This window comes from Paenibacillus sp. AR247, from assembly GCF_002968895.1.
GTDB classification, from domain to species: domain Bacteria; phylum Bacillota; class Bacilli; order Paenibacillales; family Paenibacillaceae; genus Paenibacillus_AQ; species Paenibacillus_AQ favisporus.
The window spans coordinates 959472-973462 of record NZ_PCZT01000009.1; the positions used below are offsets into that span (position 1 = coordinate 959472).

At 53.4% G+C, this 13991-nt stretch carries 10 protein-coding genes and 1 pseudogene; all 11 read right to left on the reverse strand.

Features of this window, described 5'->3' with window-relative positions; genetic code table 11:
- Window positions 1-202: 202 nt before the first annotated feature.
- Complete coding sequence (locus CPT76_RS12525; RefSeq protein ID WP_105443160.1) at window positions 203-2902, reverse strand: discoidin domain-containing protein; 2700 nt, start codon at window positions 2900-2902, stop codon at window positions 203-205.
- A 271-nt stretch (window positions 2903-3173) separates the two neighbouring features.
- On the reverse strand, window positions 3174-3491 hold the full coding sequence (trxA, locus tag CPT76_RS12530) for a thioredoxin (protein WP_105443161.1): 318 nt from the start codon (window positions 3489-3491) through the stop codon (window positions 3174-3176).
- Window positions 3492-3866, reverse strand: a complete 375-nt coding sequence (locus CPT76_RS12535; RefSeq protein WP_105443162.1) for a MerR family transcriptional regulator — start codon at window positions 3864-3866, stop codon at window positions 3492-3494.
- Between the two features lie 63 nt (window positions 3867-3929).
- Window positions 3930-4625, reverse strand: coding sequence for a serine/threonine protein kinase (locus CPT76_RS12540; RefSeq protein ID WP_105443163.1), 696 nt, complete (start codon window positions 4623-4625; stop codon window positions 3930-3932).
- A 211-nt stretch (window positions 4626-4836) separates the two neighbouring features.
- A pseudogene (locus CPT76_RS12545) lies at window positions 4837-6939 on the reverse strand (serine hydrolase domain-containing protein).
- A 209-nt stretch (window positions 6940-7148) separates the two neighbouring features.
- Window positions 7149-8129: a hypothetical protein gene (locus CPT76_RS12550; RefSeq protein WP_105443164.1), complete on the reverse strand. Its 981-nt coding sequence runs from the start codon at window positions 8127-8129 to the stop codon at window positions 7149-7151.
- Window positions 8092-8394, reverse strand: coding sequence for a carbohydrate ABC transporter permease (locus CPT76_RS12555; protein WP_105443165.1), 303 nt, complete (start codon window positions 8392-8394; stop codon window positions 8092-8094). Before CPT76_RS12555 ends, CPT76_RS12550 begins: the two co-directional genes overlap by 38 nt.
- A gap of 275 nt (window positions 8395-8669) precedes the next feature.
- Complete coding sequence (locus CPT76_RS12560; protein WP_105443166.1) at window positions 8670-10010, reverse strand: ABC transporter substrate-binding protein; 1341 nt, start codon at window positions 10008-10010, stop codon at window positions 8670-8672.
- A 150-nt stretch (window positions 10011-10160) separates the two neighbouring features.
- Complete coding sequence (locus CPT76_RS12565) at window positions 10161-10910, reverse strand: response regulator (RefSeq protein WP_105443167.1); 750 nt, start codon at window positions 10908-10910, stop codon at window positions 10161-10163.
- A gap of 119 nt (window positions 10911-11029) precedes the next feature.
- Window positions 11030-12820, reverse strand: a complete 1791-nt coding sequence (locus CPT76_RS12570; RefSeq protein ID WP_105443168.1) for a sensor histidine kinase — start codon at window positions 12818-12820, stop codon at window positions 11030-11032.
- Between the two features lie 240 nt (window positions 12821-13060).
- Window positions 13061-13991: BNR-4 repeat-containing protein (locus CPT76_RS12575; protein ID WP_105443169.1), on the reverse strand; the 931-nt coding region annotated here is incomplete at its 5' end.

Here is a 13991-nt window from a genome sequence, read left to right on the forward strand (position 1 = left end):
AGATTCATTCCGCTCATGGCGTAATTCCAGCCTTCATGCTACTCCTGATCCGCCCGTCTCTCCATGGCATAGATTCCTGGCGGTTGTGTTTTTTATGCTTAGATAAAAAAGAACCATGATTCCGCCCGCCGTACTCTAAAGAGAATAGGATGGGAATCATGGCTTCATCGCTTGGCTTCATTCAACAAATTGTGTATGCTGCTTAGCCGGAACTAACTGTTGGTTGCTTTTGTATGTTGTTCAGCGCTTTTTTGCCCAGCCGCTCCTCCAGCTGCTGCTTATACAGGCTCTCAACGGTCACATGCTGGCCGTAATTGTCCCAGTATCCGTCGCTTCGCGGACGGGGATCATAGTCGCTCGGAACCAGACCGGGCACCTTCTCGCCGACATGGCCGATCGCATAGTTCTGCGCTGTCGGCGGCTGCTGGGAGGTGAGCTCTCCCTCTGTGTTCCAGCTCACATAATTGGCCCCGGCCCAGCCATGGCCGCTGCCGAGCCAAGCTCTGTCCCGGATGGAAATCGGAGCCTTGATGTTGTCGAACAGTCCGCCTACGGACCAGCGGTGATGCGGTTCGCTGGTGTTATAATTTTTGACCGCCTCACCGTCCAGAAATACGTTTGGCCCCTGCACCCTGCTGTCAACGACAAATGCATGCCGCGCGGTCTCCGTGTAAATCCGCTGCACAAAATTCAGCTGGCCCATCTGATGGATCACGTACCGGCGGCCGCCGGTGATGATACTGACCATGTCGTACATTTTGCTGTCTTGAACGGTGATCCATTTGGAGTTGCGGCTCATCTGAACGAGAGAGTACGACAGATGATACCCCGTCACTTCCCGGACCCAGCCGTTTTTAACACTGTTAAACACGACAAAGCGCTCGGCATGCTTCTCGTCCGCATAATACGGGTCGGTCGTATCGTTATCCATGACGGTATCGAGGACGCTCGGATCGAAGTCCGAATCCACCCGCATATTTTCGACGCCTACCTGCTGAATACGGGCCTCATCCGTGTATTTGTAGATTTCACCGCCGCCCCACTGGCGCTCGATCGCGCTTGCCAGCGGCGCATCGACCGTAATAGAATTGCCGTCGACGGCCGTGATAACCCGGTCAAAATCCAGGTTGAACGGAGACCACTGGGTTACCGTACCGCCCGGACGGTTGTAAATGTAATCCATGCCGATGGCATGAATCCAGTTTTTATCCCCGATCCGGCGGACGACGATTTGGTCGCCTACATGATAGGCACTGGTGTCTTCCACATGAAAGGTTCGCGCACCCGATGGCACGTACAAATCGGAGATCGTCTGCTTAGAGCCACTGTCCAAAGCAAGGCCGACATTCTCCCCGATTTCGATCAAATTGCGCGGATTGGCCCCGGTGCCGTATATAAGCGTTCCTTTTTCGTCTTGACCCATGCCCCGCAGCACGATCCCGCTGGCTTTGACGGTCAGTGTGCCACCGACGTCATATCTGCCTTTTTTCAGCAGGACCGTGCCACGGAACCCGTCCTTTCCGAGCGGAAGCCGGGCCACCTCATCGATCGCTGCCTGGATGCGTGCGGTATCATCTCCGTCTCCCGGAGATACGGTGGCTTTTACAGGCACGTTCGGTATCTTTACACCGCCGCCCATATAGCCAACATTCGAGAAGTCGAGAATTTGGTTGCCGCGGTAATCGCCTACGTATACCATCTTCCCGTCTTTACCCAGGAAAGCGATTGGGCTCTGTCCCGCAGGAACGCTTTTGGGATCAAGCACGGTAAAATAATATGATTCGTACACGGGTTCCTTGCCGCTCTGTTCAACCGTCAACCGCAGCTGATAGGACCCTTGCTGGTCCGCTTTCCCCACAGGCGTCCATTCCACCGCTTCTCCTTTAGTCAACGCTGTCTTCGGCAAGGCATCAATTGTCTTGTTTCCGTTATAAATCAATTCGCCTGTGACATTTCCGTTTACGGTAGGCGTCAGGGACACGGTCGGATAAACGTCCTGCGGTTCGATGACAGCCGGCTGTCCGATTTCCGTCTTCATCCGCGGATGCGTCAGTTTGGAGTTAACGACATAGGCTTCACCTTGAAAGGCTGCGGGATCATCAACGACTACCCATAGATCGCTTGTCTTCAAATCTTCCGTTGTATGTACGACCGCCTGCATCAGCGAAGCCCCGACCTGGTTCGCCGTCACGGTTCCCGAAGGGGATACGGACACGTCCATGGTGGAAGATTTAAAGGTTTTCGCCACTTCGCTTAAATCCACGACGCTGCCGGATTTCAGTTCACCTTTCAAAAACAGCTCTGCTTCTTCTCCTTTGTTCAGCCGGATTTCGCTGTTGTTCGGGTATTCCTTTCCGGCCGCATCGGTAAAATAGATCCGCTGAAGGTCCGCCGGTGCAGGTGCCTCCGTACTGTTATACACGGACAGCTCGGACAGCTGCACGTTCAGGTCTTTGCTGAGATTCAGGCTCAGCTTCAAATACCGTGCGCTGACCGCCTCAAAGCTGGCGGTTTCCGATGCGCTTAAATCCTTGTTTTTGCTGAATGCTTCATCCCAATTCGTCTGGTCGTTCGAATAGAGCAGCTGGTAATCCTTAAGATTGTCTGCCCGGTTCAGGTTGAACATCACCTTGTTGAAGGTTTCCTCCTTACCCAAGTCGATGGAAAGCCACACGTTCATATCATCCTTTCTGTCGGCGGCTGATGGCTGCCATACGGTTTCGCCTTTGCCGTCCACCGCGTTCGCTGCGCTGCCCGAGCTTGCTGTCGCCGTACTGCCAACCACCAAGTTCACGTCCCCGGCTGCGGCAGCGTCAGCTGCCTGCTTCCCTCCGGCCATTGCCGCTTGGGAGCAGATCATCAATACGATCAGACTGGCGCTGACCTTTTTCCTCCAACCCATCAAATCATATCCCACCTTTCTTGTTTTGAAATCGCTTACATATTAACAAGGCTTTCCACTGTTTAACATGTCGTTTTTATCGATCGGTTTGTGTTTTCTTATTCCTTCCTCAAAGAGACAAAGACGGCGCCCGGCCAACATGCGAACCATGCTTCCGGAACCGCCGTCTATTGATGACTTCATACTAATTATCAAATCTCACCGCGGAGGCGACAATCCACCCTTCTTACCGGGAAAATCGTCCAGCTTCGCTTACAGCTTAATCCCCATGTCAGCTATGCTTGGATACAACCTGCTCGTAAACGCTCTTCGGCCGAAGGCCGACCAGCTTCTCGACAGCCTCACCGTCACGGAACACGATGACCGTCGGAACGGACATCACCTGATATTGGCTAGCGGTAGCAGGAGACTCATCGCAGTCCACCTTCAAAAAATGCACCTGATCCCCCATCTCTTCAGACAATTCATCCAGCATGGGGAGCAGCTTCTTGCAGGGAGGGCACCATACCGCTCCAAATTCCACCAATGTGGTTCCCTGGGCTCTTATTTGCGACGCAAACGTCGTATCGTCAACCGCTTGAATACTCATTTAACCTTCCTCCTGACCGGATAGTGATCGTTCGAGCAGGATGGAATCGATGCGCTCGGTCAAATTGGCCCGGATGCTGGTCAGCACCTGAATCTGTTTATCGATCTCCTGAAGCTTTTGCTGGTAGATCGGCAGCACGTCTTTACAAAAGGCTTCTTTATTCTGCAAGACACACTGCAATATTCCGGATATTTCGTCTGTAGACAATCCAAGGTTCAAATACAGCTGAATGGCCTGCACCTGCTCGACTGCAAACGGGGTATATTCCCTGTACCTGTTCTCCTTTCGCAGCGGCGTAAGCAGCCCCTTTTGTTCATAGTAACGAAGGGAGCGAATGCTAACACCGGTCCGCTCCGCCAATTCTCCAATGTTCAAGGCCACATCTCCTCCTTCCTGCCCGGCTGGTCTTTATTGTAAACCCTGACACTAATGTGAGGGTCAAGAGGCAGGCCAATTAATTTTTATAAAAAGCTTTCGTATGCGTTCGGAAAACTCCTGTAAATTAATGTTCAACGGATCGAGGTGGTTATAAGCCGTCTTCACGGCTTCGATCAGCCATAAGGGAATCCTTTTGCCTTCCAGCAGCGGATACACGTTGTCATACGCCCATTCCAGATGCTCCCACCGCTTATCGTTTCCGCTCTGGACATATTCTGACACGTCAATGACTTTCCCGCGCCCGTCCTGAAGCAGCACATTTTTCAGATGAATGTCCCTTGGGTTAAGCCCTTTGATCCTTACAAATGCACGGGCGGCTTCCACGTCATCGATGACCTGCCTTGGCACCGGAATTCCGTACAGGAGGCAATCATACAGAGTCATACCTTCTTCCCGGCTGATGACGACATAGCGTTCTCCTGACCCGTAAAACACAGGAAAAAACGGACTGCCTTCCAGCCGGCTGTAGACATGAATTTCCGCCTGCTTCTTTGGAAGCGCAGCTTCCGTGTACAGCTTATATGCATACGCTGGAAGCGGTTCGTATACAAACACAGCCGCGTCGGTTCCAATGCCGATACAGACTAAATCCTCCGATTCACCGGTTATCGCCACCGGCTCGTTGCTGCCTTGTTTCAGCACTTCCATTCGGGCTAGAGCATGTTCGGCCTGCTTCCACTCTTTACTGTTGTTCATTGTTCGACCGCCCCCTGCGAGCTTAGGTTTTACTTATTCTACTGTATTTGAGCCGGGTAATCCAAGTGAATGGCAGCTCGTTAGTTACAGCCAGAATTTCGCTCCCTCTGTAATATAAAACCACCGCCCCTTTAGTAAATGAAGGATGCGGTGGTTTTGCATTCAATAGCTATAAAATGATGAATGATGATAGCAGGTTACGTATTATACCTTACTTTTTATCGAGTTTGACGTCGAACGAAGCTCCAGCGTCTCCTGCGAAAACAACGATTCCGTCCTTAGGCAGGACAACTTGGTTAGATCCGCTGACTTCACTCATATTTACGAGCGTGCCTTCGGCGTCATAAACGACGAATCCTCCTTCAACCGGAAGCTTCACTGTCATCGTTTTTCCGGCGGCTTGCTTCGGAACCGTGAACCATCTTGCATAACCATCGGCCTTGATGCTGACGGTCGATTGTTTGCCATGGTACAGCGGCTTCACCAGATCCTCGCTGACGAACACGCTGCCCGCGGCTTCCAGGTATTCGGCTCCGTCTTTTTTATAGAAGCTGTATTCCGACGTGTCCCGGCCGCCCATGCCCGGAACCTGAAGAACGCTGGCTGCCGTATTCGGTCCGGTAATTTTTTTGCGTTCAAATACCCTTGGAAATCTTGGGCCCGCTTGATCTCCAGCGTAGGCTTCATCAAATACATGACTGACGTGTATTTTTCGTTCACCGGATAATAGGTTTTACCTTCACGCTGATCCCAAGCTTTGGCCGTGTCCTTTGAAAGCGGGTTGCTGTCCCGTGTCCTTTGAAAGCGGGTTGCTGTCCAGCTTTTGGGCCAGGTAATGGGACAACGCTATTTGCCCAAGCTCAGGAACGCTGCTGTATTCCTGGACCCATAGGTAAGTCAAGCCATTCTTTTCCTTCACAATGCTGACTTTCGCGGTACCCGCTTCGTTCACGAACGTTCCGTCCGAAGTGTACACATATTTCTCCGCAGGATACTCAGGAACATTCGGAACCGAGACGGACATCATTCCATCCTTCAGGTCAACCTTGACCAGTTGATTGGTGGAGCCGTAATATCCGGCATCCTTCTTCAGATCTTCCGGCATGCTGGCCGGAACCGGCTTCCCGAACGATTTGTCCGGCTTGATCTCTTTGATCGTCCCTTTTTCTTTCAGCGCTTCCAGCAGAATTTGTGTCGCAAGGAGCTGGTTCGTCGAGCTGCTTCCGCCTGATGATACGACAGCCGCGGCCATGTTCTGCTCCGGAAGGGCGATCAGCGAAGCGTGGTACAGAATCGTGTCCCCGCCTTTGACGACCGCTTTGATGCCATAATCGTTAAACGGATACAGCCTTACGCTGTCCCAGCCCAGGCCGTAATCGACGGAATTGTCCGCATCTTTTGGCCACAATCCTTTTTTGTATTCAGGCTGACCCATAGCTTCCACCGACTTGGCTGACAGGATGCCCTGCTGTTGTCCGGTAAAGATTTGCGAGAACCGCGCCAAATCCTCCGCTGTGGAATAAATGCCTCCCGTTCCGATCACGTTTACCGTTTCGTTCGGCAGCTGCTGCTGAATGCCGGGATAATAGAGACCTGCCGTTTGGGAAGGATCCACCATATCCTGCGAGGTTTTGGTATTCTTCATGTCCAGCGGTCCGGTGAAAGATTGATGAACGAAGGCGGTAAATTTCATCCCGCTGACGCGTTCCACCAAGATCTCCGCCAGCGTAAACCCGTCGTTGCAATACACCGAGAAAGCGCCCGGATCGGCCTTCAAGCTTTGCTTGGACAGCTGCTCGAGCAGGGTGTCGTGCGCGTAAGGGTCGGAGTCTTCAAACAAAAACGCATTATTCAGGCTGGAACCTTGAATCCCGGAGGAATGGTTCAGCAGCATGCGCGGGGTAATTTGCTTGTAGCGCTCATCCTTCATTTTGAATTCCGGTATGTACTGTACAAGCGGGGTATCCAGGTTGATCTTCCCCTCGTCAACCAGTTTCATGACGGCGGCGGTCGTAAACATTTTGCTCGTTGAGCCGATGCCGTACATCGTGCCGCTCGTTAGCGGAACCTTGCCCTCTTGATCATTCGTTCCGGTTTGGCTGGAAACTCGGATCTTCCCTTGGTCGATGAGCGCGTACTGCACGCTGATCGTCCCGTACTGCTTCGTGAGCAGTTCCGCTTTCTCTGCGGCGATTTGTTCAAGCCCTTTGGCGGCCGGAACCGTCGCTTCCGTGCCGGACGCCATCGCTGCGGTTGGAACCAGCGGGGTCAAGGTCAGTGCGGCGGTCAGAAGCCATGCCATCCTTTTTTTCATGAATGAACCTCCTTTTGTTGGACTATTCGGTACTACGTTCATCACCCCGAATTTGGTTCACTTTTCCAACAAAAAGGGAACATCGTCTCATACTGCGGTTCGACATAGGACCATCTATCTAGCTTGCGCTAACTCGAAAAGGCAGCCATCTTAGTGGATGGCTGCCTTAAACCGTACTTTTGCGATGATTGGTTCCGTTGACCTTCCAATCAATATACCCGAATCTCCACGAGTTCGGCGGCAGGAGCACCGTTCGTTTGTTCGATCACGAGGCGCAGCGCGTCGGTGGAAATGCGCTCATTCAAAGCGATCCGATTGCTTCTTCGCCGATTATCCTTAACACTGGCGATCATGCCCCATTCCCCACCGATGCATGCCTCGATCCGGTATGACTTGACCAGTTCAGGGATGATTTCGAACGGTGTACGATGATGATGCAGATTGATCAGGTCTTCGTTGACGTCGTCGTTCCATGTCAGCCGCACCTCCTGCAGCGTGATTTCACTCTCCCATGTCAACTGCAGCCATGCCTCGTGCTCCGGCCCAATCGGATCCGACGCCCACAGATTGGGTCCGCCGAATGGCCGCTTGTATCCGCCGACCGCCTTCGCCGGCGAATAGGCAGCGGTCGTACCCAGAACCTTGAAGCAGAACGGCTGCCGGACCAGCGACTTCATGCTCCAGGCCACCACGGGCTGATTCTCGTCATGATCTTCCAAATCAGCTGAAGCGTTAGGCACCGCCCCCTTCTCAAATGCGAGGACGCCAGTAAGGGGTTCAGCCGCCCGGTACAGGCTGATCTCCGGATTCCCGCGGATGATGACAAAAGCATTCTGCGGCGTGTCCGGTGCCCAAGCCAGCGGAAGGGATATCCACTGCGCTTCGCCCTTGGAAATAGCTGCTTCGGCTTCAGCCACCTTTGTGCAGGGCACGTAATTTTCCGGACGGCCGGTGTCCCACAACTCCACGGCAAGCCGGGTATCCCCGCTCGCGTCTACGAGCAGCTCCAGTCCTTGCATCGCCGGCTCCACCGGAAACAATATCGCGACATCCCGCTCCAGCCGGTAGGCTGAGTGCGGTTTGGTGGCGCCGATGCTGCCGCGGACCGACGAGGCGGATACCTTTGCCTGGCGGGCGAGGTCCCGGTCGTCTTCATGCCGCAGGCCGATGCAGGATGACCGCGACGACAAAGCCGAGCGCGATGGACACCGGCACCGCCACGAGGAACAGCACGGTGTTTTTCAAGGACAGGTAAAACAGCTTGTCGTGCAGCATCCGGGTTACATTATCAAGACCGACGAACCCGACCTTGGGATTCATGAATTTGTAATCCGTGAAGACCAAACCCAGAGAGTATGCGGCCGGTATGAGAAAGAACAGGAGCACGCCGATCATGCTGGGCCCGATGAAGACGTAACCCAGCCTGCGCTGCCTTCTCATCCAATGGTTGTTCATGCGTTTCGCCTACTTTCATATTTTTGATGTCCTCAGTCTAGCAAGCCGGGACGTTTCGCAGAAGGAACAAAACCATCGTCTTCATATCACAAAATGATGCAAAAAAAGCGCTTCGAGGACGACTCGCTGCGCTTGTTCATCAAATCGTTCTATCTATAATCGGGCAATCGGATCAATAAAGGGGGCAAGAAGTTATCCAGAATGCGGCAAGGGACAGCCAATAGACTTGGCCATCCCTTGTGTTCAGATGAGCGCACCACTCTCGTGGCGATAGGTCACTGCTGCGGATTGGATTTTAAATATTCGTCATGGCGTTTCACCATAGCCGCCACCGTCGCGTCCAGGTCCTGGGACCCCAGGAAGTACTTCTCGTATTCCTGCGAGCGCAGATCCATAACCTCCTGCGGGACGGTACGGACGAAGGTCGGCGTCTTATTGTCAAACATGACGTACATCAAGGATTCCTGATCGTAGGTGTCTCCCTTGTCTCCCAGCATGCTCTTCAGCGCCGTATCCTGATCCGCATCCTTGGATGCAGGCAGACGCCCGCCGGCTGCCATCGGTGCCATGCCGCCGTCCGCGTACCATTTCAGGAACTCCCACGCTTCCTTCTGATACTTGGACTTGGCGTTGATCGATATATAATCGCCCAGCCCACCGCGGGTCACGTAGTTTGCGGCGTCTTCTTCCAGTCGCGGTACCGGGGCGAACGCAATTTTGAAATCGCGCGGATAATCGGTAAAGTTGTTGGAGCTGCGGAGCAGCCAGGCCCCGATGTTCAGCATCGGCACTTCACCGCTGAGGAACATTTGCTCGACCGGCATTTTGGACGTCAGCTGCTCGCCGAGCGGAGGCGTCGTCTTGTCATCCTTCATCATGCCGTACAAGCTTTCCAGCCATTTGCGCACAAGCGGATGATCCAGGTTGGAGCTGCCGTCCGCTTTGGTATAGCCTTCTTTGGCGAGCACGGAGTCGATCGGGTCGACAAACGGCTCGGTATTCTGGATAAAACCGTAGCCTTCGCCTTTCTTCAGCTTCTTGGCGTATTCCCTCATCTCGTCCCAGGTCCAGTCCTTCGGAACCGGGAGGTTGGCTGCATCCAGGGCATCCTTGTTCAGCGCAACGAAAAAGGAGCTTTTTGTCGTCGGTACGCCATAATATTTGCCGTCGATCTTCCAGCCGGCCGCTTCGGGCCACATTTTCTCATCGATATTATAGTCCGTGAAGGCGCTCAGGTCAGCCGCAGCCCCAGAAGCAACCCGTTTTGACGCCTGGGAAGCGGAATAGTTGACGAAGAGATCGACATCCTGTCCGGTCATAATCGCCGTATCCAGCTTCAAGTTGCCTTCATCGTCATTGACAAAGCGCACATACTCCACTTGAATATCCGGGTGATCCTTATTCCAGGCATCCACCACTTCCTGCGGCCCGGCCTCCGGCGGAACCCCGCCCCACATTTTCAGTTTGACGGCGCCGCCTGAAGCGGACGAAGCAGCTTTTGCACTGCCCGCCGCCCCCTCGGCATCCCCCTTACTTCCGCCGCCGGAGCAGCCCGATACCACGCCCGCGATCAGCACCAGCGATACGAATCCCGCAAGCCAACCTTTTTTTCTCAATTGAAGCCCCCCGTATCAAAATGAATTGTTTGTTGCAGCTCAAGGATAGCAAAGCGGCGGGCCCCGCCGTAAGTAACAGAATCATGGTTCCCATGGAACAGAAATACGCAGTTCGGCGGCTCGCGACAGATACTGAACATACATTTTGTTCTATTGCTTCATCCGGTATTGGCTCGGGGTCATCCCCGTCATCCGTTTAAAAATTTTAATAAAATAGTTGTCGTTCATGAAACCAACGTTCTGGCAGATCCGATTGACCGGAAGGTCCGTCGTCGTCAAGTATTCGATGGCCTTCTCGACCCTCGTCCGGTGCAGATAGTGGATCAAGGTCTCCCCGGTTTTCTTTTTAAACAAGGCGCTGACGTAGTTTTCCCCCATCATGACATAACGGGCGAGCGATTTGAGCGTAATGTCCTGATCGTAGTTTTGTTCGATGTACTCCATAATTTTGTTCACTTCCGGGTGCGTAATCTTCTCCCGGGCCGCCGGCTGCCGAACCGGACGTTCGACTTGCGGCTGCCGGACAGACAGCTCCCTGCTCACTTTGGACAGCGTCTCCCGAAGATCCTTCACGCTCATGGACAGCTTCAAAATATAGTTGGAGGCTCCGTATTCCATCGCTCGGCGCATGGATTCAAAGTCCCCTATGCAGGTCAGCATGACGAACTTGGACCCGATGCCGGCTTTCCGTGTTTCCTGCAGAAGTTCAAGGCCGTCCATCTGCGGCATGACGATGTCGCACAGCACCAGATCCGGCGGGTCGTTCTTGATCATCGGCAGCGCTTCCAAACCATTGCTCGCCTCGCCTGCAAGCGTAAAGCCCATCTCCTCCCACCGGATGATCTCCTTGACCGACTCCCTAACAAAGGTTTCGTCTTCAACCAGCAGCACTTTCCACATCCGCGTTTCACTCCTTAACAGCTAGATAGAAGGAACCAAAGAAAGTCACAGCTCCGACTTATAACAGTTGCACATCCCAAGAAATCAGCGGATCATCATTTTAGTTCCATTTAGATCGTTTATGATATCGATTGACGCGTATTCTCGTAAGGCTCGGACAGCAGCACCGGCAAGTGCATCCGGCACAGCGTACCCTGCTCAAGCGGGATGACCTCAAGCTCCCCTTTGTCCTTGAACAAAAGGCGCAGCCGCTCCCTCACATTTTGCAATCCGATACTCGGACGCTTGCGGGCTTCGCCCTGATTTTTGGTGGACTGCTCGATGCCGACGCCATTGTCTTCGACTTCCAGAGTGAGCCGGTCCTGCAGCAGCGGGCTGCGCCCCATCCGGATCAGAATCCGTCCGCCTTCGGCCATATTGCCGATGCCGTGCTTGATTGCATTATCCACCAAGGGCTGCAGGCTCAGCTTCGGCACCAGCGCGTACACCAGTTCCTCATCATAGCTGAACTCCACTTGAAAGCGGTTCCCATATCTCACCTGCTGAATATAAAGAAAGGCGCGCGTAAGCTCGATTTCATCCCGGAGATGAATCAGGTCCACGTCGGAGTTGAGGCTCGTCTCCAGCAGCTTTCCGAGCGACAGGCAAATCTCGACGATTTCTTCGCTACCGCTCCGCAGGCCGATCCACTTGATCGTGTTTAGCGTATTCAGCAGAAAATGGGGGTTCATCTGCGCCAGCAGCATTTGAAAATGCACCGCATCCTTCTGCCGTTCTTCGGCCCGCAGCCGCTGGACCAAACCGTTCATATCGACCATCATCGTGTTAAACGTCCGGGTCAGTTCCAAAATTTCTCCCTTGTACCGCTTCTCAGGCAGCCGGATCCGCAGATCCTTGCGGACCGCCTCCTTCATCTTGATCTGCATATGCGACAACGGCCTTGTAAACGCATGGGCAATCATGAACGCAACCGCAATAAACGCGGCGGTAATGGCATAAAAGGTTACAAAGTATTGCTTCTTCAGCGTTTCGATTTCCCGGAACAGCAGATGAAGCGGTATTCGATCCACGAGGTACCAATCCAGGGAAGACAAATAGCTGTAATTCACCAGCGTGTCGGACTGCTGATCCGTCCAATGACCGCTCTGCGGCATGTCTGCGATTTCTTTGACGGCTGCGGCAGACAATGACGAATCGGGAATCGACCTTGCGATCACCTCACCGCTACGGGTCATGATGAAGTAGGCTTGATCGCTTTCGGATTTTTGCAGCATAGATTGAAACCAGAAGGAAAAATCGATGCTGATGCGTGCCAAGCCGTAGGCCTTGTTGCTCCGGTCGCGCAGTTCGGCGTACAAAGACAGCAGGCTCGGGCTTTTACTGATGTCCCGTGACACGTAATTGGCGTCGTCGGACACCCAGAGATAAGAGGACTTGGATTCCTTAAGCGCCTTGAAAGATGCGTTAGAAGCAATCTGGCTGTAATTCAGGGAAGTATTCGGCGGGTAGGATGTATACACATGGCCGCTGTTGTCGAGAAGCGTGAAATAGACGGACGGATTGTACAGGAAAAAGCTGTTGTTGAGCCCTTTGAACTTGTCCTCCATGATCTCTTTATTGTCCAGTACCGACCGTTCTTCCGGCTTCTGCAGAATGCGTCTCACCTCGGAATCCTGTTCCAGAAAAATCAGCGTCTTGAACGCGATGCTAAGCTGATCCTCAAGTGACCGGTGCAGATTGTCCAGCTGTTCGTGGCTCTGCTCGCTGATTTTATTTTGGACAAGCGATTCGATTTTCTGGTAGTTGTACAAATTCAGCACGCTGAACGGAAGCAAAATGACGAGCGCAAACAGGGCAAACAACCGGTATTTCAGCTTGTGGGGAATGAGGTGACCGAGCCATTTCCGCATAACGAGAACTCCTTTTTTACACTTGGTGCTCCCATTATATCTCACACGATGTCCCTAGATAACAATGTTCGTACAAGAGCGTAATTTTGTAGCGTGCAAGCCTGCAAAAAACATCAAATCGTTCTATTGACACGCTGCTGTTGGTCCTGCCAGTTAATGAGAAAAAGAACCGCACCCTTATGCGGTCCTTCAGGAGATTTATACGCATACTTTGATCTCGCTTTCAGCAAGATCGCAGGCTCAGTTTCTACCGTAATACAGCTTGCGGTTCGTGACGTCCACAAGGTACAAAATATCGATACCGTTATCATTACGCTCTACACTAAGCCGCTCGATCGGCTTGCCTGGCGCGATGGACGTTTGGCTCCAGCCGCCGCCCGTCGGGGCGGCCATAAATGCGCGGTCCGTACCGCTGCTTTTGACGTAGTACACCCGCGGCACCGAGCCTGCCCATGTAATATCAATGGCTGCCTTGGTCTCGGAAGCGTTATACACGGTTTGCAGGTTCCAGCCGTCGACTCCATAGGATGCATACTTCACGGAAAAGGTCGTGCTGCCTTCCTCCCGGTAGCGGTAGGCTACGACGGGATTTCCGGACGAATCGACGGCCAGTTTGGCGCTCTGCACACCGGGACCACCGGGGTCACTTCCCGTCTGAACATACGCTTCTGTAGGGGCGAGCGGCTGGATGATATCGGCGATTCCCGGCGTCAGCGGCAAGGAAACGGCGCTGCCGTCGGCCTTGTAGAAGCTGCCTGTCGATGGGCTGTATTTGACGTAAGACAATTCATGCCGCAGCGGACTTGCCGCAAATGCGGACCACTCGAACAAAATGTGAAGGTCGCCGTTCGCATCAAACACGAGATCATCAGGGTAGAATGATTTGTTCAAGGACGAGCCGATCACGGCCACCTTGGACCATGTGGAAGCCGCGTTATCCCACCGGAACAGCTGCCCTGAACGGTAGCCGGCGGCGTCTTCGCCGGACCGGATCAACAGGTATACGTCTCCGTTCGGTGCCGTGGTCAAGACGGGATAGGTGCCTTTAAATGTGGTAGGCGTTGGCATATCGGCGGAATGGTTTTGTGGCGCTCCCCCTACCGTGTCGGATCGGAAATAATGCCATGCATCGTGGTGCATCGAAGCGAACACGTGAAACCTGCCGCTCCCA